The sequence below is a fragment of the Stenomitos frigidus ULC18 genome (assembly GCF_003003795.1).
GTDB lineage: Bacteria > Cyanobacteriota > Cyanobacteriia > Leptolyngbyales > Leptolyngbyaceae > Stenomitos > Stenomitos frigidus_A.
In genome coordinates, this window is sequence record NZ_PVWK01000043.1 from 1 (window position 1) to 24575 (window position 24575).

Here is a 24575-nt window from a genome sequence, read left to right on the forward strand (position 1 = left end):
GCTGCACCTCCAAATCGTTGAAATCGATACCTCCATCTAACTTTACATACCGGAGCTTTTCAAGCCTGATCTACTTACACGGTCTACAGAAGACTCATTGCGTCTTGCTGCTCGTAGGGCTTGCTTACATCGTAAGCCCTACACTCTAGCAGTAGATGAGTTTGAGCATATTGGAATTTTAGCTAGTGAGGAAGAGATAAATGCGCATATGCATTGTGCCAAGTCATTCATTAATGAAAGCAAAGTGCCTTGGACTGCATTTGGAACTTATGAAATGACTGATTTTCTTGAGATAAACGATCAACTTAGTCAACGTGACAAGATTATTCATTTTCCACGTTATCGACTCGAAGCTGATGAGGATGTAGCAGAATTCAAGCGAGTTTTGGAGCAACTACTGCGACGAATGCCTCTTCAAAGGACACCTCAGTTGAATAACAAGCTTTTTGAATTGTGCTATGTAGGCAGTATTGGCAAAATTGGCACACTAATCAACTGGCTAATAAATGCCTATGATCTTTGCCTGTCTGAAGAAGCTAAGACATTAAGTTGCACTCATCTTGAGGAGACGATTAAACCTGAATTTGAGCTTGAAAAAATGCTTGTGGAGGCAGAAAATGGTGAAACAAAGCTAATGAGAAGTGAGGATAAAAGGAAGGCTTTTCGTATCAGATTAGGCTTTGAGAAAGGCACAGGAGTGCCACCAACTCAGTCCAATAGCAGCACACTCCCACCCACCTCAGAGCCATCAGCGACTCCTGCAAGTGATCCCAAAAAAAAGACTGGCTCAAATCGAAGAAAAAGTAGAGTAGGCAAACGTTTGCCTAAGCGCGATTCTGTTGGAGAGAAGCCGGCATAAAATTGTTTGACTAGTGATTGCATACCGCAGCCTCTCTCAGATATGAGCTTGGCTTGTTTTCACAGTGCATGGAGCTTTCTAAAAGATGGGAATTTATTAGCTGAAATAATCTAAGCCTTGAATGTGACTTACTAGTTCCAGGCACATATTTATGGCAATGAAAAGTAACCAACCTTACCAAGACTTGGGACCATTCTCACATTCTCCACGTAGTCGCCTATTCTGCGTAGAACCTATAGAAATTGGTACACAATTAGGAGAAAGTTTAACTAGTCTTACTACTCGGTTAGCAGAAGCACATTGCCTTCCTTTAGGCGTACTTATGGAAAGGGAAATTGCACCTATCATTGCCAAAATTCATGGCGGTGGTAACTTACATAAAATTTATGATCACACAGCGGCGTTAAACGGTACAGGCCTAATGGCTTTAAGCTTGGCTTCTGCTCTAGAAAGACTGACTGGACAAAAAAAACTCCATTTACTTACGCTGGCACCTTGGTCGGAGTTGATGCCATCAAGAAGATTGTTGCGTCGCATTCGCTCTTGGTGCCCACTTTGCTACGAAACCTGGCATACAACTAAACAGATGATTTATGAGCCGCTACTTTGGTCTTTAGATGTTGTTAAAGTATGTCCGTTGCATCGCTGTTTTCTGCATGAAACCTGTCTTCATTGCCATCAAAAAAACCTCCCCTTAGCTTGGTACTCACGACCAGGCTATTGCTCAAAGTGTCAAGCATGGCTCGGTTTATCACCTAGCGACTCGACTGGCAATCTTAAAAGCCCCTCTGACAATGAATTAAAGGCATTGCTTTGGATAGCTGATTCAGTTGGAGATTTGCTTGCTTCTACTCCTCGTCTAACCTCACCCATTACTAAGGAAAGCGTTGCTCAAGCCTTTAGAGCACATATCAATCTCATCTCTAACGGCAATGTGGCTGAGTTTGCACGCCAACTTCAACTGCCGAAAAATACTGTCTGGCTTTGGTGTCATGGTAGAAGTGTGCCACAGCTAAATACCTGGGCTCAAATCTGCTATCGTCTCAACCGTTCCCTGCTAGCGTTCATAACCCAGGAAGTAGAACAGGAAACTTATGTAAGTCCGACAAAAGTCCCATTATCTTTACAACCTAAACCAAAAGCTGAAGCTAGCGTAATCGATACCGATTATGTTGAGCGCCAATTAGAGGCTATTTTTCTCAATCATGAATGTCCACCGCCATCAATGGAAGAAGTTGCGAGACGGTTAGAGATCCATAGAGAAACAATCTTCAGGCTTTTTCCAGAAATGTGTCGAGCCGTTTCCGCTAAATACGGCAAATTTCAAAAGGCTCTTCATCATCGGGTCATTGAACAAAGTCGTGAAGAAGTCAAGAAAGTTGTTCTAAAACTTTACAGTGAAGGCTTTTATCCATCCGAAGGGCGGGTGGCTCAGCTTATAACCAGACCTGGGTCTTTACGATACAAACAAGTACGTGCAGCTATAGAAGAGGCAAAGTTAGAATTTAGCACTCAAGACACTGATTCACCTAGCAGTTAACCTTACTGACGTTGGCTTCTTCTAAAGCAACTACACCATCATAATCAAGAGTGCTTCTGAGCCAATAGTTTGTGAACCATAAGGCTCCGGGAACTTTCAGCCTTCTGAGAGTAACCCTAAAAGAGTAATAAGATGGACTTATAGTACAGGCAGAATTGTCGATTCGGGTTCACATAATCCGGAGCAAGCATTAAGTGACAAAAGACGATTACAAGCATTAAGTGGCAATTATGGACAATTAATGCTTGTTGTCCCATATTCTGTGACTATACCCATAGTTTTGCCACCACTGGAACCATAGTTTTGCCGTTGACAATCCTGTAATAGCGATTCTCTGGTTGCCCGAGCAGTTATGGATTTCAGCCTTTAGAAGCATAGTTTTGCCGAGGGGCGAAATTGGAGCCATACCCTTGCCGCAAGACACCGTTTATTGTATCAAGCGGCTGAAAAGCCCTGGTAGCAGACTGTTGAGTCTATGAGTATAGAACCTTTCCAATCCCACTAATCGCGTCCGATAAAACTGAAGCTGCCTCTTTTATCTCCTCTTCAGTAGTAAATTTACCAATTCCAATTCGGATTGCCCCCTCGATGATCCTTGGCGGTAAGTTGAGGGATTGAAGCACATGGGACGGTGCTTCTACACCTGATGAACACGCTGAGCCAGTAGAGATAGCTAACTGTGACCGAACCCTGGCAATCACAGCACTGTTTGGAATACCAGGAATCGAGATGTGGAAATTTCCCGCAAGACGAGAACTGCTATCTCCGTTAACCACAAGCCCAGGTAGCTTCTTAAGCAGCAAAGTTTGTAACAAATCTCGTTTAGAAGCGATCGCCCCTTCATCCACTTCCATCTCCAGCGATCGCAACCGACAAGCTTCCCCCAACCCTACAATCCCTGGAACGTTGAGGGTGCCTGATCGCATTCCTCGCTGATGACCGCCACCAAACATAAGCGGCTCCAAGGGATAGCCTCTACGAACGGCCAGTGCCCCAACCCCCTTGGGTCCATAGAACTTGTGGGCAGAGATAGCTAGGTAGGTGATGCCCCACTCCTCAAATTGAATTGGAATCTTGCCGACTGCCTGAGAGCCGTCACATAGAAAAGGAATGCCGTAGTGTTGAGCAATCTGCCCAATTTTCTGTATAGGGTAGATGTTGCCAATTTCATTGTTAGCTGCCATAACACAGAGCAAGGACAGTCCTTCAGCGCAGTCTTGCTCTAAATGTTCCAGGTCAATTCTGCCTCTGGAATCTACTTGGAGATGAACCAATTCAGCCCAACCTCGTTTCTCCAAAGCACGGCAGGTATCGAGGACGGCTTTGTGTTCGATCGGCATTAAGCCGATTCGATGGAGTTTCGTTAGGTTACGGGCTAAGCTCCCTTGAATGGCGAGATTGATGCTCTCGGTCGCACCGGATGTCCAGACGATTTCCTTCGGTGAAGCTCCGATGAGGTCTGCAACTTCTTTGGCAGCTTGCTTAATGGCGGTTTCAGCGCGATCGCCCCACTCATGATCAATACTGCTGGCATTGCCGAATTCTTCGGTCATGTAATGCAGCATTAACCTGGCAACTCGTGGATCTGTGGGTGTAGTCGCGTGGTAGTCCAGGTAGATGGGCTGGGTTGGTGAAATCACTTGACCTCTGCGTAAATCTCTCGCCCAAACTGGCTGAATTCATCGTCTAAATAATACAACGAACCACGAATTGCCTGACGCAGCTTACGGGCTGGATCTAAACAATCTCTTTGAAAGTCCATTAGCGTTAGCTCTAGATGCGGGTAGAGAATCTTCAGAAACCCTGCGGCTGCTTTGAGAATGGCATTTTGGTCTCGAACAGTAGCGCTCTTATCAAACTTTATATGTCGCTGTACGTAGGAAAAAAAACGATTATCTTGGCGTAAAGTAAGTAGTGCTTCACCAAAGAAATCCATCTTTAAGCCAACTTGAGAAGCCATCATTTCTCGCTGAAACTTGGGAATTTTCCAGCCTGGAATAATGCCAGCAAAGCGATCAAGAAAAGCGGTTTCAGCAAGAAACTTAGGCAGATCGGCAACCAAGTGTTCCTCATTCCGAGGACGTAAATATTCATCCAGATCAATGTTTGCCAGCATCACGAGAGAACAATCACTCGCAATATCTTGAAAACCTGCTCGATTATAGCGACCACTTGCCAAATAATTTTTGAGCGGACCAATAACCTCATCAGGGTTATCGAAACTCAGACTCTGCACCTCATCCAGAACAACAACATCATGCCGTCCCAGCAACCCAACTTCCTTCGTTTTCCCGTTAATGAAAAGTTGTGCTGGAGTGACTTTGCCACCGCTGATTAGGGCAACCTTGCTGCTAATATTCTCAAAGACGAAGCTCTTGCCTGTCCCTTTAGGAGCTAGCTCCATGATATGAAAGTTGGACTCCACTAACGGTAGTAATCGAGCCAGTACCCAAGTTTTTGCTTCAGTGGTATAGCTAGGATGGTCAGGATTAAACCCAATCGAGCAAAAAAGTAAGTCGCGCCATTGCTCGGTTGTAAACTTTGCCCGACGCTCTGCATAGCTTTCAAGATCAACGGTTGAACATTGGAACGGGTCAAGATCCATGACTTCGACTTTACCGTCAGGCTGCATTGCGAGGCTAATTTTGCCCCATACTCCCTGACGTAGGAGCATTTTATTCCGCTCGATCAAGCTAAGCGGAATCGTACAGTCTGATAGGTTAAGGACTGGAATGCGAGCAAAGGGCTCAGGAATTTCACCTGTTCCTTGCTCCAGTTTGACTCTTACCTGCACCAACGCAATGAGTTTGCGAACTTCGCCCTGAGTGAGGTCAAAGATAATTTCATTGCGGTCGTCTTTTCGAGGAAACGCTTTTTTAACGAAGGCACTAACCTTTTCTAGCTCAAGAGAAGTCAATGCTCCAAAACCAGGCACGATTTTATCTAACAACCATTCAGCAACAAAACTGGGTACGCCAATAGCTGTCAAGCCACTTGACGGCAACCGAGTTTTATCAATACTCAGATTACCGAAGACTTCTTGAACTAAAGCATTATTATAGGAAGTCATCAATATCTAACCCGCTGCTGAACAATTGCTTCACGATTAATAGAGATTCCGAATCTAAGCTAGTAGTACCCGCTTCAATACCAGCAAACTGAAACCTGAGTTCTCCTGTTAGAGATAATTGCTTGCCTTCATGATGAGGAGGAAGTTCTGGATAGCTGGCAATTGGCACCTGAATCAAAACTTTTTGTCCGGCTGGAATTTTGGTATCCAAAGGATAACCAGCCTTTAGAGCGGTCAATTCATTAATGTATAGACAAAGCTGTGTCAAAGGCACTGTGTTTGAGTTGTCAATCGTTAGAGTCAGCTCTCCGCTTTGCCCAGCGTCTCCCTCACCATGACACTTGACCTGGACTGGGAGTCGAGCTGTAAAGGGACGTAGTACTGATACTCCAACAACAACCTCCTCCGGAAAAAGTCCACCGTGGGACCCAATAATTTCATTCTTCTCGGTGTAGCTGAAGGCATTCAGACACCCTGCACCACGCACGATACTAAGGTCATGTGGCAGTCCGTATCGCTCTGCATCCAACACCACAAAGCGGTGATCATCGGTTTTGCCGATCGCCATTCGCCCTTTTAGATCTAGCCCCTCCGGACAATTGGGTAAATGTTCTGCTTCCCCGATCATTTGACCATGATCGCTGGCGATGACAATCCTGAGATGCTCAGGGTTAGGGTGCTGCTTTACACAATATTCGATGTCTTTAGCAATGCCTTCCAGAACATGTGGGCGCTGGACTTGATAGAGATTCTGCCAATCTTGTTCGGTATGGTATAGGTGGTCAAGCTTATCTGTATCCCAACAATAGAGTTGATGCGCGTTCTGCCTCAGATCTCGATGAAGTGTACTCCGTTTTCGGTCGGTATACCGTTTGCCAATGCCCATCATCGGAAAGCCTTTACTTGCATCAGGAACCCAAGCAGAGTGGCTAGGGGGAAGTTGAGTATAAAGACTCCACTTCGCGTACTCAGTTTTTGTGGGCAGAATGCTGATCCGAGGCTGAAGCGTAGTTTCAATCGAGAAGCTGCTGTTTCGAGTCAGATTTGCCAGCAGTTCCTGATGATCGAGCCATCCCAAACCATCGACCACAACCCAGAGAACGGGGCTTGTCTGGCAAAGGTCTTGAACAAGAGATGCTACGCTGTAGTTCAGAGCAGAACTAGCAAATCTCAATTCTGGATAGTGTCTGAGTATCCAGTTCACAAAGGAATCGGCTAAACGATCGCTGTCTCTAGGTCGAGCTGACGCGGCATTGATGGCAGCATCCCAACGTCGGAAGGGTAAGTAGTGGTCAGTTACCCATTGCATAGCGTCTTTAGAACTTGCCTCCAGGTCGAGAGGTTCTGGTTGGAGCGGCGGTTGGAGGCTGTCTAGATCGCGAAGCTCTTGATAGTTGAGGTAGGAAGAGAGTTTTCGTTTTCTCTCTTTGGTAATCCAACTAGGGTGGGTCTTCAGAATTGTGTAGGCAAGAGATGCAATCTGTTCCATGCCAGACTGCTGATTAGGAGCCAGTTCATCGATTACCCTACCTTCGTTACGAAGAAGCTGACGCTCCCATAGGGATCTGAATTCGCTAGCAAGGAAGTGGGGTACAGGTAACGGGTAGCGCCCCAGCGCTTTTACTTTAGCTGAAGGCTGAATGATTCCTGTCCATTGCCGGAGCAGTTGTAGTTTGTCTTCTGTTTGATAATAATCTGCCAGCTCTGAAGCATTTTCTACAGCTTGATTTTGCCAGATGCGCTCCAGGGACTTATAGGCATCTGGAACTTGGATGGAGAGCCATTGAGCTAGGTGAGAAAGAGAAGGCGACTCAAACCATACCTGTCGCACTGGCAAATCAGCTTTAGTGCTATCGCTCTCCATCAGATCCGCCAATAAATAGGCAATCGTGTTTTCTGGAGGATAAGCATCGATCGCTGTAGCAAGCTGAAGAATTTGTGGATCAGTCCATGCTGTCGGTATTGGAACGGAGCCAAACAGGAATTGGAGTTGAGAGCGAGGATTTTGCTTCTCCTCTAAGATGGCATCTAACTGATTCCAAACCCTCAGCCATTCGCGCGTCCAGTCACAAAGACGTTTAGCCTGCAAGCCTCTGCCTGTCACCCAATAAAGCGTGTCTGACTGAAAAAAGGATTGCATCCACTCCACTTCAGTTCTAACTTCAATGTATCCAGAAGGAGGCGCATAGAGACCAGTGGGATCGAGCACAACTAATTTGCTCGGTGCTCCGTCTCCGTCAGACAGGGACTGTATTGGAGGCGCTGGAGGCAGACGATCGAATAAGGTTGTCTGAACACTACTTTCTGCGGCGACCAACCCCTCCAAATCAACTACTGAAGCATAATTAACAGCTTTAGCTATAGAGTTGACAGGCTGCAACTGGGAGGCTTCAGACTGTTTTGGAGGGGGATTTTCTACGGATAGATCTATAGGTAACGTGACGCTCTCTAGGGCTAGGTCTGCAATCTCTAAATTGTTGGAGAGGGGATCACTTAATAGTGTTGCTGGCTCAACTTCCTCAGATCCTTCAATTTTCCGCAAGCTGCTAAGAGCCGCGATCGCCTCTAAAAACTGTACTGCGGTAGCGAATCGATCACCTTTTTTGGGTGCAATTACTTTCAAAAGTATCTGTACCAACTCATCGCTCAACTCCTCCATTGCCTGCACTTCGTTCGGATTTCTGGGGAGTGTGCCTAGAGGAGGACTTGGCTCTTCAAAGGGATAACAGCCTGTCACGCATTCGTAAAAGGTGATGCCCAAGGCGTAGAGATCACGATCAATCTTCTCGGCTGTTGTTTGATCAAGTTTTGGTTTGAAATCTGGAGGTAGATATTTTCGGGTTCCAGCACTGACAGTGACTTCATCGTGATCAGAGACTGCGATGTTAAAGTCAATGATCCGAATACCCTGTTCAGTTAGCAGCAAGTTGGAAGGCTTAATATCCTGATGGTAGACACCGGACTGGTGCAGGTGCGCCAAGCCGATCGCAGTTTGTTGGGCAATCTGAACGGCTGCTTCTAGTGAGAGAGAACTTGATGCTAAACAATGTTCGACATCTTTCCCTTCCACATATTCAAAAATAATAAAGGGCGTATCATCTTTAAGATGACCAGCAAAGATGACTTTAACAATATGAGGATGATCCGAGACTTGCAGAAGTGTTGCGTACTCCTGCTGAATTCGTTCATAAACGGAACGACGATCACGAGTGACCAGCTTCAGGACTCGAACCACTTTTCCTAAGCTGTCGAAGACCTTGTACGCGACTGCAAAGCTGCCAGGATGACCTAACCGCTCAATCACTCTGTACCGATCGTCAATGGGAGTGTTAGCAGGTAAGTTTGCTAAATCGACATTTTGTAGGGTAGCTAGTGTGATCCATTCTTGCAGAGCATCATCTGCACTGGAGAAGCGATCGCCGGGTTCAAAAGCGCAAAGTTTTTGCAGCCAATTGTTAATACCATCGGAGAGTTCAGGCTCTAGGCTAGAGGGCTTAATCAAGAAAGTAGCCGTTCGGTCACAAATTTGCTCTGCACTTTCAAAAGCTGGTTTGCCTGTAAGCACTTCATAGAACACTGATCCTGCCGAAAACAGATCGGATTTCTCATTGGCTATTGCAGGGTTACGATAGCATTCTGTGGCTTGATAAATTGCGTCACCTTCTAGGTCGTCCACAATGTCATGGGCGATCGTGCTAACGCGATCAATAACGCGAGCGTAGTCAAACCCAATCAAACGCACCTGCTCATCAACCCCAATCAAGATGTTATCAGGAGTCAAGTTCCGATGAATCACGCTGTGTTTATGAGCGTGATCGAGAGCAATCAAAACTTGCTCAATCCAGCCAAATTTTTGATTAAGCGGTACAGTTTGTTTTTTGATGCGTTGTCGCAGCGCTTGCCCTGGAATATCTTCAGTCACTAGAACAAAGCAATCTCCATCCTCAGCCTCGAAGAATTCCTGTACGCTCAGGATATTGGGATGCTTGGGAACTTGGTAAATTGATTTGAAGGCATTGCTGATCAGCTTCTTTTCAGTTTCACGATCGGCTTGGTCCTGATAAGGGTCAGCACGATAAACTCGCAGCCGAGCTGTCCAGCCGCTGGCTCCCATGAGCAGATGTCTAGCGCGATATTCGGTATAGCGATCAGTGCGACCGAGTTCTTCTTCGACCTGCCAATCTCGATAGCGGGGTGGAGCGCTCTTAGGACGTGCTTTGCCCTGAAGTGCTCGTTTAATATCTGGGAAGAAGGCACGAATATCGGTTAGACGATGATCTGGAATTAAGTCACGACTTTGAAAGTAGGTGATGCATCGCTGGTCGCAGTAAGTGATGTGATCGCTATCTCTGCCGTCCCGATCAATGATGCTTACATCTTCTGCAATCATCAGCGTCACGGCATGGACATGAACTCTGCCCAACTCTAGCTTTAAGCGGTTAGAGTCCTTGAATAAAGTATTCAGGACTTTAGCGATGTTTCTCAGCTTAGCAACAGGAGAACCATAAGCCTGCCGATTTTCTGGATACCAGCGTGATCCAACCACCTCGATCTGCCCATGAGTGCCCTTCACGTCTACTACAAACACGCATTGAGGTGCGAGAATGACAAGATCTACCTCAAACGTTTCCTTGTTTTGTTTAATTTCCAGGTTATGGAAGATTTCAAAGGTATCGGGCAGACGGCTCAGATAATAGATGGCACCTCGCTCTCCGTCGTTGGCGGGTTGCCCGAAGGGAGTAACTTTAGCCATTAAATTCCTCCGTTGGGTCTGACAAAAGAGCTTCTAACTCGCGATAGAAACCGACTCGTCGAGGACGTGGAATCCGCTCAAATAAAACCTTGATTTGATTCTCGCAATCCTTGGCAATTTCTGCTTCGCATTGACGCTGAATCGCTTTCAAAGCTTCTTGTTGTGTAACGCTTAAAGCTTCAGCACGTTGGTCTTGCTCACGCTCAATCTTTTGCAACAGCTTGTTTGCGAGCTTACCTTTGTCGGAGACATCAGTGAGTCGATCGAATTCTGCTGCTTGATTTTCCAGTGCTGTCAGCCATCTTTCTACTTCACCTTGCTGCCGTTGTAGCAGACGCGCTTCAGTTTGCTCTGTAGCAGCACGGATTGAGTCAAAACGTTCTTGGAGCAAGGGATCTAGAACGTCTATATTTCCTTTCCACTGAGCCAATTTCTCTCGTTGAGATTGACAAGCCTCAAGAGTTTTACTTTCTGCTTCAGAGATCTGGAGTAGCTCAATCAGAAGTCGAATATTAGTGCTAAGGGCTTCATAGCGATCGCTTGATTCAGACTGAGCATAGCGGGCTGATTGCTTCAGCAACTCCTCATGCAACATCTGAGCTTCTTTTGCCGATACTAGGTGTTTTGAGCGATGTTCAAAATCATCTAGCTCTTGAGTATAGGTTTGTACTTTATGTTGTAGGTTGCCTTCCAGTTCAGCGAGCTTTTGTCGGAATCGATCAAGATGGTTCAGCGTAATTTGTTCGCTGTGGATTGTCGATAACGCCTTATGACAACTTGAGATCGAGTAGCTTTGTTGGCTAAGAGCTTCTAGGACTTGCAATTTCTCCAAATCATCCCTTAGCGGCTGAAACTGCTGCTGAAGCAACTGATAGTCAACATATTCTGATGAATCCTTGAAAGCGAACTCTAGACGGGCATACTCGGTCTGGACTTGCTCTAAATCCTTAAGAGCGACGATGGAATGTAGGCGATCGCGCAATCCATTCAAGGTCCTAATTTGATTGACGATTCTGTCTTGAAGCGTCTGTACAATCTGCTCAATTTCTGATGCAACGGGTTCAGGTTCGTAAAGCTTGGACTGATAATTCTGTATCTCCTTAATTCCATTTTCTAGGGACTGAATAGTGTTTGTTGCGGGTAGTCTATATTTACTACGGATGAAGCGAATGATTTTATCATCATCTGACTTCCGCTGTTGCTCTTGTTGTATTGCTTGTAGCTCTATTTGCCGAATTTCTAAGGTTTGAAGTGCTTGTTCAAGGTTAGCTTTTACATCCGTGAATTCCTCGTGACCAGCAATAAAATCTAGAAGTTGTTGGAGACGAGTTTTTAGCCGTGTGTAATCTTCGAGTCGCCTCAGCTCAAGGCTGTAAATTTTAGCGAACCCTTCTGAAATTAACGCACTTCGTCCCTTGACCTTGAATCCCTCGAGTTCTTGCTGATACTCCTCGATATCAATGGTGGAATCTACTGCTGCTAGGCGAGTTTCTATGAGTTCTTGGTAGCTCTGGAATGCTTCAGGAAGCCTATTTGAGGCGACATCGCGGATACGCTCCAATTTACGGTTTGCAGTGGAGAGAGTGGCTTTAATTGCTTTGACAGCCTCATCTCTATTGCGCCCGACACTCAATTCTCGATCAAGGTATTCCAGCAGTTTGACAATTTTTTGTTTGCTCGATTCTTCAGTAAACCGATATTGCCGACCGTTGATCTCCCCCTTCAGCGCGTGGATCTGCTCAGGAGAGACTAAGCCAATGGATTGCTCTTCCCAAATTTCTACTTGCTGTGCGAGTGCATTGTAAGCCTGATTAAGGTCAAGCAAGGTTTGCTCATAGGTCTCATCTTGCTTCACGGTTGGAGTTGCCCGAGCCAGTGCCTCGATCGCCTCGCGAGTTAAAAGATAATCTTGCTGTGTAGGAGAGTTACCCAGAGACATGTAGCGATTGTGGATTTGAGACAAGCAATCTCTCACTTTTGCCGCTTCTTTAAGCTCTAGAAGCCGACGATCTGCGGTTTGGAGTGAGTAGCGTAAGGTGTCAGTCAGATGGGGCGGCAGACTCGACACCTGAGTAAGTTGAGCCAGGAGTCTCTGTACTTCACCTTTATAAGCACCACAGGCTTCCTCAGTAGACACAGATTCCGATCGCTCACTCTGAGCATCAATGAGTTGTTCGATCTTCTCGCTAACAGCTTGTAACGTTTGGGCTTGGCGATCACGCTGCTGTAGGGTGGGCTGAACAGAGATGATATCGTCCCTAAGAACGAGTGCAGGAGGTGCCGAGAGCAGTTTAGGGTAAATCTCTAGAATCGTTGCTAGAGGCTCAGCTTCAGCCAGTCTTTCTGCCACTTCTACAGGTTGAAACCACTCGCTGATGCGAGTAAAGCCTGCATAGACTTGATCTCTAGTTTTGGTAACTGAACCGATTTCAGTCGGGTCGGGTTCACCTGTTTCTAAGTAGGTTTCAACTGCCAGAAGATATTGTTCTGCTTGGCTATGGTTGAGAGGAGACTGAGGTTGTGTAGGAGGTAAAACTTTCTTGCGGCGAATCAGTTTGGCGTTACCTGTGACAATCCACTTTTTGACAAACTCATCTGGCTTTTCCAGAATGTTCGTCTGTGACCAATCTTTTAATGACTTAGTTTCTACCGTTACTGATGCGCTTCCTCTTCTTCCAGCAGCAAGAATAGTTGCATTTCCTTTGAGAGAGACCTCTTTGCGGTGGTAAGATAGCCATCCTGCCAAGAGCATGGTGAAGTTGTATTCGCTGTAACCGTAGGGTGGTGCAGAGAGCGCTTTCCAAATCTTTTGAAGATCAATAATTTTCTCTGATTGCTCACCTAAATCTGCCATCGTGGAAATTAAATCCCACGCAGCTCTGAGACGTTCATTTTCAGGGACTTGAGCAGTGTAGGTGCGGGAAGTTTTTTTGAGTAGCTTCCAGCGAGTGACAAATACGGAGTCAACGAAGCCGTAGGTGTTATCGGGTAAAGGAGCGGTAAGATTGTCTGCTAGAAGCTGCCGAGCAACAAAGCTAACTACTTTGCGACCCACTACATGATTTGCCCGTAGCTTGTCCACCCCTTCGATCGGTGGTACGAACGGATACAGGTTTTCTAATAGAACGCTGATCACTCGTTGTGGCTCTCGTTCTTGGGGAGGAATTCGTTCCACTCCAACACAGTGGTAAGTACAGGATTTCAGTAGATTACTAGCTTGGGTGCTGACCTGCTCTTGCCAACGGTTTAACAATTCATCGTAGGCTTGACCCAAACCGCGCCGTTCGGCTACTTCTTTATTTTTCAGCGTTTTAATTTTCAACAAAGCGGTGGCTAATTCACCAGTTTCGTCAGAGGGGATAGCGACTGCGATGCGAGCGCGAATAGGAGAGTTAGCCAAAAGTGCGTCTATCCGCCGTCTAAAGTCTTGCAGATCTGCCTGAGTTTCGGCTACGACAAAAGCTAAGATGCCTTGTTCTTCGGTACTTCTTAAGGTTTGGTCACTAGATAAGGCTCGACTAAAGCTATCAATTGTGTAGACTTTGTATTCAAACTTCCAATCTTCTGCGACAAGTTTGTTTTGGTCTACAAAATGCTTGGCGGCTAACGTTCTGCTTCCCAAAAAGCTCTCGATTTGAGTTCGACAGTAGGCAGCAACTTGCTCAATAGAGGCTTCCTCTTTTTTCTCCCTAATTTCGTTTTCGATTTCTTTTTCAATTCCGGTCGGTGCAATACCGGCCCAGAAGCGATACAACTTCACTTCTGGTTTGTAGTAGATGACATCGCGTGTTGTCATCAGTTTATTAAGGGCTGCTTTAATTGCCAGTGCCGATAGCCCTGTTAAAGTTGCTAAGACTTCTTCATGCGATTCGCGATCGTCCTTAGTGAGCCTGCCACTGCTAGCATGGTAAAGAAAAAGCGCTTTTAGAACCAGCGCTTCATGCGGATCATCTGATCCAGCTACAGCACTATAAGCTTCTTTATATTTGCTGTAGTTTGAGTCATTAGCAAAGTTTTCGAGAAATGTGTCAACCAAGGCGATCGGGTAAATGAAGTTAAGTCTGCTGTCTGCCTGCTCCAGTGTTAACGGTTGATTTTGAATAAATGCTTTTACTTCTTTCTTGATGAACTGCAACGCTGTCCGATCGACAGTGAAAGAAAGATTGCAAAGTAAGTAAGCCGTAAGAGGGTGTAAAGGGAAACAACCGATCGTCAAAATTTGATGAAAGTCATTGCGACTCCAGCCCTTCTGTCTATAGCTTGTAGTTCGTTTTTCGTAGGCATTGTTTGTTTCAGCCAGTAAAGTGTTGTTCCAGGTTGTGCAAAAAGAGTCCCATGCTGGAGTGTCTTTTTCCTGAATGAGTAAGTTGTCCAGCACTAACTCGAGACTGGAAGCGACTTTTGTATATGTGCTGCCTTTAGGGGCAAGGCGAGAAACTAATCTTTTATGATCATCCAGTGAGCCTGCGGGAATACCTACACCCATTGCCGGATCAATTTGCGTAAAGCTGAGTAGGGCAATTTTGCTTTTGTAGGCTTCGCAGATATTAGTGATGTTTTGCAAGGCTGTTCCGCCTGCACCGATCGGATCTTTTGCCCAGTTTTGCAGGTAGAAGTTGAGTTCATCAAACAGAATAAGAACGCCCTGAAAGCGAGGGTTTTCACCTGAGCAGTGGGTCGTGATCAGATCTTTAAGAATTTCCTCAAGGTCTATATTGATGTTCCAGTCAGGAACAAAGCCTACGAGGTGTTTAGCAAGGTCTTTAAGGGTGGAAATAACCGCAGAATTACTCTTCCGCAGTTGTTGAGTGATGGAATCCAAATCACCATCAGGACTGCCAATGCTCTCTAAATACGCTTCAGCGCGTTCCCGTTCCCGTGGGTTTGCATACAATCCTTGCAAGTAATTCAGAGGCTCACTGCAAATATGTTGAGCGATTGAATCAGTGATGCCTTCTGCTGCTAGCGCTTTGAGTAAAGATTGCAAGAACTGTTTTCTGATATCGCCAGCGCGATCGCCACTTAAACAGACGACTAAGTGTCTGCCGTATTTCTTGTAGGATTGCAGCCTTTGGGCGATCGGGCTGTTGCGACCAGCGGCGTTTTCAATCGCAGTTAAAATACCCTGAACTTCGGGGCTATCGGCAGATGTACTGAAGTAGTTAGCGATCGCCACTGCAAAGTGAGACTTGCCCTTGCCATACTGCTGCACCAGCAAATGCACATTAGCATGGCTGCGGCTATCGTAGCTACTTCGTAAGGCTTCTAATACGCCAACGGTCGATTCTTCCGGCTTGTCTTTGTCGTAGTTAAAAACAAAGCCTTCACAGAGCTTTTGATTCGTCTCTGGTTGCTCCATCAAGCTAAAGTTGACCGAATCGGCAACAATTCCAGCTTCATTAATTCTGACCAATTGGTTGAGGAGCATAGGTCGATCGCGGCTAGGGTTAGAGGGTGTTGTGAGGAATGCGGACAAGGCGGGATTCAGACCAAGTTTTGGGGGCGAGTTTATGGGGCAGGATAATCCACAGTAGGGCTGACAACTTGCGGGTGCTTTCTAAGCTGCTCCAGAACAGGGTAATGTAATCACCAGGTTGAACGTTGAGGTAGGTGATCAGGCAGTCTAAGCCTTCGAGCAGCACAACGGGCTTTACTGCCTGGTCACAGATGGCTTTAATCGCCGCCATCTCTTCGTCTACCTGATGGTGCAGAGTCAAAAATTTGGCAGTGGGGTCGGTGCGTTGCAGTAGGTTCTCTCGATAGTTGACTCGCTGAGCATTGTTATAGCGAGTAATCTGGTCAAGTTCAAATGGGTTAGGGGTGTCCCAAAGCAGCAGGTGTGCCTGGTTATCAGGACGAGCATCGCGCAGGAGGAGGCTAGCGATCGCTGTCATAAGCTTTCTCCAGCAAAGTGAGAGGAGCATCCCAGCGAGGAATGACTTGAAAGGGAGGCACTGCTCGACGCTGCTCGATGATGCCGTGTGACTCTAGGGTGTTAAGTTGCTCTTGGGTGGCGGCGACGGAAAGACCTAAAACTGGAGCCAATCCCATCGGATGATTGAGGATGGACTCTGTTAGAGCCGAGGTGTCATTGGGAAAATCGCGTTCCCAAAGCTTCGCTAAGAAATAACCGACCAAGTAAGGGTTGGGCAGATCGGCTTGTCCAGCAACGTACTGGTTATCTTCCTGGATTAGAAATTTGCAGTTGGCGATCGCTTGCTCCTCAGTGTATGCCCGCAGGACAAACTTGAAGTTTTTGGTGAGGCTTTTGGTCGGTTCTTGCTCAAATACTAGAGCGCTTGTATGCACCAGGTCATCGCTGGTGAAGGCGCGGTAGCTTGGCAGGAAGGTGTAGACAAAGTAAGTCCAACCGCCCCAGTCTGCTGGAGTGGTGGGTGGAGATTGGAGTCCTTTGTCGCCCAAACTAAGGTAGAAGTGCATCAGCCAATTGGTGATCGGAGACTCCAAATAGGGGTCTTTATCGAGAACCAGCTTACCTTCAGGACTGAGAAAGTCATCTGCTACCAAACCCGATCGACTTGCCCAGCCTCTCATCCGTAGCTTTGGAATCCCTAAACCAGTTCTTTCACTTAACTCTTGATCGCTCTCCTCTTTGCTCAATCCTTGGGTGCTGCTCTTTAACCCTTGTTCTTCTTCAGCAACCCGAAGAATTTTAAGAAGATCTTCTTTCTTAAGAGCAAAAGTGCCGCTGAAGCTTAACTGCAATTTGGGCATAGACTCACGTCGCGTGAAGGGGCAAAATCAGCACATCTACTGCTTAGAGTTCCCAGCAATTTGGCGGATGCCACAGAGCAATCAGCTAACTTCAAGCATCACTGTTTGCAGTATGGCAAATTTTATCGGCGACGCACTTTACACCAAATTCATAAGTGGCACGCCAAGCAAGGTAGCGTGTCATCTTCCTCATCTAAGACTGTCGCTAATGCTTCCGCTAGGGGACGGTTGGGTTGGGTTTGTTGTTGTCGCATCATGGCTTTTTGGTGATCAGCGATGATGTCATCTTTACGGGCAACGAGTTCCAGTAGCGTTTCTCCTTGCGTCCAAGTGTAGGTTCTGCCATCCCGATGGTTCTGCTCATAGTCGATCGCTTTCTGGAACAAATCGGGATGCTCTTGTGCCAGCATGACCCATTCATACTTGCGTTGAAAAAAGCAGAAGTAACACCCAGAACGTGATCGCCAGCGGTAGTAATCCGGCATTCCGATGCCACTTTCTTCAAGTAGGTGAAGAATATCAGCCTTAACGAGTCCGTACTCTTTGAAGGGGAATCTCGCTGTGATACTCGGTTTGGTTGAAATGTATCCATCACGGTTCTCATCGGCGCGAATGCCAATGTAACTGACCACTACATCATCACCTACCCATTTCTCCAATGGCTTGATCTTCATTAGCTCCGTACACCACCGCTGTCTGGGTGAAGGAAGATAGCCGCCATGCAGATCCAGCCAGTGGTCAAAACCCCGCTCTGATTCAAGATAGTGAATTTTGATCCCAAGCCAATCTTCAATCCGCCTCAGATAGTCGTAAGTCTCTGTCAGTTCCTTATGGGTATCGCAGAAAAAGTATTCAATTTCTAAGTCAGGGTACTTTTGGCGCATAAGAATGGCAAGGGCGGTACTGTCCTTACCGCCAGAGAGACCGAGTATGTGTCTTACCTTTTTCTCACTCATGCTGACTGACCTCGCTTGTGCTTAGACTGTCCCAATTCACTGAGAGCATCATCAGGCTTTCGGCTGAAGAGTTTTGCATTAAGCTTCGCTAAAAACCCCTTTTGAAGCCGAGGGTTGTCTTTTAATGCTGGCGTACTCAACGCTTCCTCGATCAAGCGATCGAACAACTCCTCATGTTCTTCATCAATCCATACGACTTCATGAACTTCCTGACCGTTCGGTTCAGTGACCGTAATTCGCAGAGCATCAAAGCCTTTACCTTGCCGTCTAATTTCGCTCCGCAGCGCTTCCAGGTTTTGGAACCGACGCACCAGATCGCTCAACGCAATTTCAAACCGACTGAAATCTTCATCGACCCAGCCCTTGGGATGCTTATCTGCCACAATCCTAACTAGCGCCTCTAACCAGTCTTTGTCTGATGAATCTTCCTCCACAGCCTTAGCAACAAAATGCTTCAGGATTGGATCAATGCACTGTCCCACCAGGTAACTGGCACGAACCCGCAAATCCTCTCTTAAGTTGGCTTCCTTGCTGTGAACCCCAAATGCCTCATATAAATGCTTTTGGCAATCGCTCAACAAATTGTCATAAGCAGTCTGAATTTCATGAAGGCACTGCACTAATTGCTTCCGAAACGCTTTTGCTGCTTGCTCGTTTTCTTCTTCCCCAGCGGTCATCGGATTAAAGCCGCAGGCTTCGGGTAGCGAAACAAACAGCAATTCGTCTGGCTCCTGCGCCGTTTGTAGTGCCTGTAAAACCTTCAGCGTTGATGTATTCAGCCGTTTCGTCGATCGCGTAAATTCTGGTAGTTGACGGACAAACCCAAACAACGGCTTGGCGATCGCCAACAACGAGGCATTACGCAACCCTGGGGGTGCCTTGGCGTTAGGTGACTTCAAAATAGTTTCGAGTTCTCTAAAGACCTGAGATCGCAGTCCAACCATCTCAAAATACTTCACCGAAAACCGCGATGGGGCTTTCACCAGCAGTTCAAAATGCTCTGGTCCCAGGATCGGAATAAAGGTTCCATCCTTATAAATACCAACATCGTCAACGTGATAGAGCAAGAACGCCGCCAGCAAAAGGGGAATAGCCCCAGGCTTGACACCATAGGGAGGCTGCTCTAGCTGTTCATACAGGAGGTTCAGCGATCGTTGCTCTTTCGTCGCTGCTTGGCAGAATTGTTCGATCGCCTGCCAAATCGTTGCAACCCCTGACTCTGAATGCGGCGGCTGAAAATCCCACTCTTCTTCGTCCTGGCGATGGATTCCCGTTGCCGCTAACACCGAGTAGTACATGGCGACTTCAGGACCATAACCGTCTAAACCTAGCCTTTGCTGACGGTTGTGCTCAAGCATGGCTTCAATTAACTCGCGTCGGGCTGTTGCGCCTTGAGAGGTGAGTTTACGGCGATTAATGAATTCATTGTCAAGCCGGAGTCCTAAGTGATAGGTGCGATCGCAAAGCTCCGACAGCAAGGCTTGAAAGGCACGGGTTTTCAGAACAGTGGTTGCTTCTCCGGCGATCCAGCATTGGTTCTGACCTGCTGACCAATTGAACGCCTGCTGGAGCGTATCATCGAGCAACCGTTCGGCATCAACCAGGCGATGTTTCACTTCGCGTCGTGCCACACCATCTGTTTGCAGTGCTGTTGCTTCTTTGTGGATGGTTTTGAGTGCTTGCAACTGCTGGGCACGGGTTCGGAGCAGGTCAAGTTGGGTCGTGGTGATGACGACTAAAGGTTTGCCATCCACTGTCTGCGCTGGAGGTTCCTCTGGAAGCTGGCGATCGAGCCAGTAGACGATCAAACCATCCGTGCTAGGAGCATGGCAGCGTAGCGCCGCCAGCAGTGTGAGGCTATCGGCATACTGCTGCTCGAAATAGCGGAGATTTCCTGTGGTGGTGTAATGCCGTTGAGCAACGATAGGTTGTAGGGGACGGGCGCGAGTAAGCAGTTCGGCAAGGGGCAAGCGTTCTTTTTCGATCAGCTGATAGATTGCCGCTTCCACATTAAAGTCCGAGCCTTCCCAAAGCTTGAGGTCATCGGTCTGGTTGCGGTAGGTGATGATGCCTTTCTGGGTCAGGTCTTGAATCACGGTCTGCCAACTTTCTAAAGCTGCTCTGTCGTCTGGATGGTCACACAAGGCGAATGCCACTAGCGCAGGAGCGGCTTTCAGTGCCCCTGTTGCTGTAATGAGATTCAAGATGCCAATGGTTTTAAGGACGTTCAAGACCGATTCATTCTGCGTCTGAGCCTCCTGGATTAAGCCTTGAATCTCGACCCAGCGTTGCAGATTGATACGAGATGCCAGACCAGTGGCTGCTTCCACAAAATAGTCATAAAGCTGGTGCAGTTGCAGTGTTGGCACTAGCTCACCATCAAACGCTCTAGCCGCGAGAAATTCGGTCAGCCCGTGGGGTTCATGGCTCGTCAAGAACGTGAACAGGGAGCGATCGTTCTGGGCGTAGCGCGTACAGAGCAGCGGCAGTACTAACGCCGTCACGGGATGCAAGGGATAGGCGGCGCTGATATCCTTTTCGGCAATACCTTGATTGACCAAAACAGGCTTCAGTGCCTTGAACCAGGCTTTTGCTGTTTGATTACAGACCGATGCTACGCGGTCTGAGGCTTCGCCTTCGGGACGCTCGATCGCTTGCCCAATCAACCGGGTCATTTGGCTGGCAGACTCGGTGAACTGCATCGTTTCAAAGCGACCCTGGATTTTTGTCCACTCGTTTTGCTCGATCGCGCTGAGTCGTTCGCTGTACCCGGCAAACGATTGATGCAGCAGCCCCACGAAATGCACCTGATACTTGCCTTTGTAGCGTAACTCTGCAATCTGTTGTAGCAGGTAAAGATCGTCAGTGCCACCATGATGCACGGCATATTCCAGGTTTTTGCCCAACTCATCGAGGACTAACAGCACCTGGGTTTTGGCAGCTTGAGTCACCTGTTCTAAGAGGGTCAACACTTGTTGATTGGTGATCTGGCAACGCCCTACAGCGACTTCAGCGCCCCAATCCGTCAGCGTCTCGAACCAATCAGGTTTCTGCTTGCGCGACCAAAACTCCTGGCAACCGTTTGCTAATGCCCGCATGACCGTCCAACTGAGTGGCTCTCGCTGCCCAACCACCACGCAGCGTAGTAAGCCTTGGGGCGGCAGCGTAGCAAGAATTTGCTCCAGCAGAGGACTATCTTTGGGCAGTGCCTGTTCGGTAACGTGCCATGCCTGCTCAGCCGCTTTGCTTTTTTCGGGGGCACAGAGCGCTGTGAGATAGTGCGCAAAGGCTGATTTCCCGGTGCCATACACGCCAATCAGTGTCCAAGCCCGCTGTGCCTTGGGGTTGTCAAACGCCGCTAGCATACGCTGCAACGCTTCCAGCGATCGCTCTGTCAGCACATAGCCTTCTACGGCTTCAGGATTGTCAAAATCGCGCTCCAGATTGACAGAGCGATGATAGCGACGATGCAGGCTGAAGTAATGGGAAAGAGCGGTCACGTCAGCTTACCTCGCGGCATAGTACCTGTTCAGGATATCCTCTGCCATCGGTAATGGCTGACCTTGGAAGAAAAACTCTAGCTTTCCAGCCACATCAGTTATGCCCAAAGTGTCGGTGGTGCCGACTGTTTCGTTCGCGAAGCGTGAGCAGTGCTCAATGGCTTCGTACAGAGCACTTTCTGTGAGCCGAAACACCAAGCCTGGGCTACCGCGATCGTACAAGAGCTTGCCAACCGGGACGTTCTGCACGCCTTCGGCAAGTTGTCCGACATAGCGCAGGCAGGCGTACACGACCATCTCGGCTGTCAGTGTGGGTTTGGAGCCAATCCGAAACGTGTAAGAGCGGGCATTCCCGGCAGACCGAATGAGACCCAGGTCGGCAAACGGACAATCGAGTGATTCCTCACTCGCCGAAGCTTTGAAGGGCTGCGAGCCATACATCCGCAACAGGCAGTTCATATCTTTACGCAGCGACGAATCTGCCACTCGTGCGGCTTCCCGATCGCGGTAGTCACAGAGTTGGTTAAAAAGCTCGTCAATGGTAAACTCCACGCTACGAAATTGATTGAACACAAACGCCCACGTTGTCACGGAGCAAGGATCTTCCAGCAGTTTCCAGTGCAGCAGCCAGAGGGACGCTGGATCTTCTAGATAAGGGTCCCAACCCGACGATCCCAGAAGCTGCTTACCAAAAGCAGTGGGGCGATCTTCCTCTAGCAGCTTGAAGGCTGTACACCAGTAGCGGATGGAGCGCACCATGTTTTTCCCTACCCCCAGCCGTACCGTTGCGTCATCCCGTAAGAAAATAGTGGGATCTTGAGCCGCCTGGTCAAATCCTTTTTTGAGCCAACCAAACCGAGGGTGAAAGGTCTCGTGACGGGCAAAGGCTTGGCGCATGGTTGGGGCTTGAGGGGTGCTGACAGTCATGAATTTAGTGTCTTCTGCAATCAACCTAGAACCAGACTAGAACAAGTGATCTGAAAAGTCACGGCTTGTATGATGAATGCTATCGTGACTTGATCGCGCTTCACGTTACTGCAAAATGGGTTCAAAAGCGCGATCTCAAAACAAGCATCATGGATCTAGCCCCCGATCGTTACCCTGACTTTTCGGTTTTGGCGACGCTTTGCCAGCGCAGCAAGGTGGGCAAACTCTTGCCGGATGCTCTGTATGTCCACGTTTCAGCCCTGGCAGCCCTAGATCCACTCTTACAAGCGTATGAGAGCGAAGCGCGTCAGCTTGCCTCGGTTGAAGCCGCCACCCTAGTTAAGTTTAGTACTGAGAAGCCAAGCCTCTCCTACCTGGTATATCCTGACTTCGATGCTGATCCTCACCCTGCCCTTCAAGCCAGCATTCAGGTTGACCTCCGGAGCCGCAAGGTCAACCATCGCCACTACAGCGACAGTGACAACCCGTTTATCCTCCATCGCAAAGAGCATTTCGTTACCACCGCTTACCCCCATTATCAGCAATTTGCTGCTCTGACTCGCCAGGAAGAAGCGTTGGGACTGCTCGATCAGCCCCGATCGATCGGCACTCGTTTAGCTTGGGAGCAACGCCTAGCCCAGTGCAACGTTGCGTTTCAAGGGCATACGCTGGTTCATCGTGCTCTCCTCAATACTCAATCTGCTCAAGTCAAGATCGATCGCCACAAAGCGGCAATCAGCCGCAATGCTTTTTCCAAGCCGATGCGGTTAGCACTGGAGGCAGGGCTGTTTAGCCAGCAGACGACTTTCTTTGATTACGGGTGTGGGCAGGGCGGCGACTTGGAACGGGTTGCCAAGTTGGGATACGCCAGTGCTGGTTGGGACCCCTACTACCGACCTGATACGGCTCTGACGGCAGCCGATGTTGTGAATCTGGGCTACGTCATTAACGTGATTGAGTCCCAGACAGAGCGGCGAGAAGCATTGATCAAGGCGTGGGAGCTAACCCAGCAAGTTTTGGTCGTGTCGGCGCAGGTGTTAATCGCTCAAGGCAATAGCCAGATTGCTTATGGCGACGGGGTGATCACGAGCCGCAACACCTTCCAGAAATATTACGACCAGGAGGAACTGAAGCTTTACATCGATCAAGTGTTGGGCGTAGACGCAGTTCCAGTCGCACTAGGCATCTACTTTGTGTTTCGAGATGAGGCACAGGCGGAAACTTTCCGTGCCGCGCGGTTTCGATCGCGGGTCTCCGTGCCCAAAGTGCAACTGAGCAACAAGCGCTTTGAGTCTTACAAGGAACTGTTGGCTCCGCTGATGACGTTTTTCACCGAGCGGGGACGACTGCCGACGCTGGAAGAACTGCCCGAAACTGAGGCACTGAGCGCCGAGTTTGGCAATCTGCGGCGGGCGTTTCAGATTGTTCTGCAAGCGACGAACCCGCAAGAGTGGGATGAGATTAGCGATCGCCGTCGTGGGGATTTGCTAGTTTACCTGGCGCTGAGTCACTTTGGTCATCGTCCAAAGCTGCGGGATCTCGCACCTGTCGTGCAAACCGATATCAAAAGTCTGTTTGGCGGCTATCAGCAGGCTTGCACGGCAGCCGATTTGATGTTGATGAGCCTGGGGAATTTAGCGGTGGTGGCAGAACGTTGCCAAAACAGTCCGATCGGGAAAAAGCTGCCTGGTTCGCTTTGGGTGCATGTGTCGGCGATCGAAACCCTTGACTCGCTGCTGCGCCTCTACGAAGGCTGTGCTTCACGCACGATCGGTCGTCCTGAGGAGGCAAACGTGATCAAGTTCCACTGCCGCAAGCCCAAAATCACGTATCTGGTCTACCCGGACTTTGATGCCGATCCGCACCCCGCTTTGCACACCAGTATGCAGATTGACCTGCGGGATCTGCACGTCCATTATCGCGATTATGACCTTAGCGACAATCCACCTCTACTGCACCAAAAGGATTTGCTGGTTGCGCCGGACTACCCTGGCTACGAGAAGTTTGCCAAGCTGAGTCGGCAGGAGGAGGATTGGGGATTATTGGAAGACTGGAAGCAGATTAGCGAGCGGCGAGGTTGGCTGAAGTGCCTGGAAGAGCACTGTGCTGAGTTGAAGGGGCATCGGGTGGTGTGGCAGAAGGATGCTGATCCGTATCAGGTGAAATTGGTGCGATCGATGCTTCGGGCTAAACAGGCAGAACGGAAAGGCGAAGAATGAGCACTCTTGGCTTATC

General features: G+C 48.2%; 12 protein-coding genes. 3 read left to right on the forward strand and 9 right to left on the reverse strand.

Annotated elements, in window-relative coordinates:
* Positions 1–97 precede the first annotated feature (97 nt).
* Positions 98–859, forward strand: a complete 762-nt coding sequence (locus C7B82_RS07775) for a TniB family NTP-binding protein (protein WP_181357394.1) — start codon at positions 98–100, stop codon at positions 857–859.
* A gap of 151 nt (positions 860–1010) precedes the next feature.
* Positions 1011–2399: a TniQ family protein gene (locus tag C7B82_RS07780; RefSeq protein ID WP_106255735.1), complete on the forward strand. Its 1389-nt coding sequence runs from the start codon at positions 1011–1013 to the stop codon at positions 2397–2399.
* 473 nt (positions 2400–2872) lie between these two features.
* Here C7B82_RS07780 and C7B82_RS07785 read toward each other — a convergent pair whose 3' ends face one another.
* The 9 genes from C7B82_RS07785 to C7B82_RS07825 all read right to left on the reverse strand — a co-directional run bounded on the left by C7B82_RS07785 (position 2873) and on the right by C7B82_RS07825 (position 22340).
* The gene (locus C7B82_RS07785) at positions 2873–4039 is read right to left on the reverse strand and encodes a cysteine desulfurase family protein (protein ID WP_245939788.1); all 1167 of its coding nucleotides are present in this window, start codon (positions 4037–4039) and stop codon (positions 2873–2875) included.
* On the reverse strand, positions 4036–5469 hold the full coding sequence (brxL, locus tag C7B82_RS07790; RefSeq protein WP_106255736.1) for a BREX system Lon protease-like protein BrxL: 1434 nt from the start codon (positions 5467–5469) through the stop codon (positions 4036–4038). The genes C7B82_RS07785 and brxL overlap by 4 nt, the downstream gene beginning before the upstream one ends.
* On the reverse strand, positions 5456–10222 hold the full coding sequence (mads6, locus tag C7B82_RS07795) for a methylation-associated defense system protein kinase MAD6 (RefSeq protein ID WP_106255737.1): 4767 nt from the start codon (positions 10220–10222) through the stop codon (positions 5456–5458). The genes brxL and mads6 overlap by 14 nt, the downstream gene beginning before the upstream one ends.
* Entirely contained in the window at positions 10215–15698 is a 5484-nt protein-coding gene (locus tag C7B82_RS07800) for a hypothetical protein (protein WP_146141087.1), read from the reverse strand. Before C7B82_RS07800 ends, mads6 begins: the two co-directional genes overlap by 8 nt.
* The gene (locus C7B82_RS07805; RefSeq protein WP_106255739.1) at positions 15670–16116 is read right to left on the reverse strand and encodes a hypothetical protein; all 447 of its coding nucleotides are present in this window, start codon (positions 16114–16116) and stop codon (positions 15670–15672) included. The genes C7B82_RS07800 and C7B82_RS07805 overlap by 29 nt, the downstream gene beginning before the upstream one ends.
* Positions 16100–16957 (reverse strand): DUF4007 family protein, encoded by an 858-nt coding sequence (locus tag C7B82_RS07810; RefSeq protein ID WP_106255740.1) that lies wholly within the window; start codon positions 16955–16957, stop codon positions 16100–16102. Before C7B82_RS07810 ends, C7B82_RS07805 begins: the two co-directional genes overlap by 17 nt.
* A 149-nt stretch (positions 16958–17106) precedes the next feature.
* Positions 17107–17913 (reverse strand): phosphoadenosine phosphosulfate reductase family protein, encoded by an 807-nt coding sequence (locus C7B82_RS07815; RefSeq protein WP_106255741.1) that lies wholly within the window; start codon positions 17911–17913, stop codon positions 17107–17109.
* A complete protein-coding gene (locus C7B82_RS07820; RefSeq protein ID WP_106255742.1) occupies positions 17910–21413 on the reverse strand; it encodes a hypothetical protein in 3504 nt (1167 codons plus the stop codon). Before C7B82_RS07820 ends, C7B82_RS07815 begins: the two co-directional genes overlap by 4 nt.
* Positions 21414–21419: 6 nt before the next feature.
* On the reverse strand, positions 21420–22340 hold the full coding sequence (locus C7B82_RS07825) for a DUF4007 family protein (RefSeq protein WP_106255743.1): 921 nt from the start codon (positions 22338–22340) through the stop codon (positions 21420–21422).
* A 65-nt stretch (positions 22341–22405) separates the two neighbouring features.
* Here C7B82_RS07825 and C7B82_RS07830 point away from each other — a divergent pair, with 65 nt between their 5' ends.
* Positions 22406–24559 (forward strand): DNA phosphorothioation-associated putative methyltransferase, encoded by a 2154-nt coding sequence (locus tag C7B82_RS07830; protein ID WP_281258942.1) that lies wholly within the window; start codon positions 22406–22408, stop codon positions 24557–24559.
* The last annotated feature ends 16 nt before the right edge of the window (positions 24560–24575 follow it).

What these genes read in the sequence shown, in the direction of transcription:
- brxL (WP_106255736.1), bottom strand. Translation starts at nt 5,469, where the DNA reads ATGACTTCCTATAATAATGCTTTAGTTCAAGAAGTCTTCGGTAATCTG.
- C7B82_RS07815 (WP_106255741.1), bottom strand. Translation starts at nt 17,913, where the DNA reads ATGAGTGAGAAAAAGGTAAGACACATACTCGGTCTCTCTGGCGGTAAG.
- C7B82_RS07810 (WP_106255740.1), bottom strand. Translation starts at nt 16,957, where the DNA reads ATGCCCAAATTGCAGTTAAGCTTCAGCGGCACTTTTGCTCTTAAGAAA.
- C7B82_RS07805 (WP_106255739.1), bottom strand. Translation starts at nt 16,116, where the DNA reads ATGACAGCGATCGCTAGCCTCCTCCTGCGCGATGCTCGTCCTGATAAC.
- C7B82_RS07780 (WP_106255735.1), top strand. Translation starts at nt 1,011, where the DNA reads ATGGCAATGAAAAGTAACCAACCTTACCAAGACTTGGGACCATTCTCA.
- mads6 (WP_106255737.1), bottom strand. Translation starts at nt 10,222, where the DNA reads ATGGCTAAAGTTACTCCCTTCGGGCAACCCGCCAACGACGGAGAGCGA.
- C7B82_RS07825 (WP_106255743.1), bottom strand. Translation starts at nt 22,340, where the DNA reads ATGACTGTCAGCACCCCTCAAGCCCCAACCATGCGCCAAGCCTTTGCC.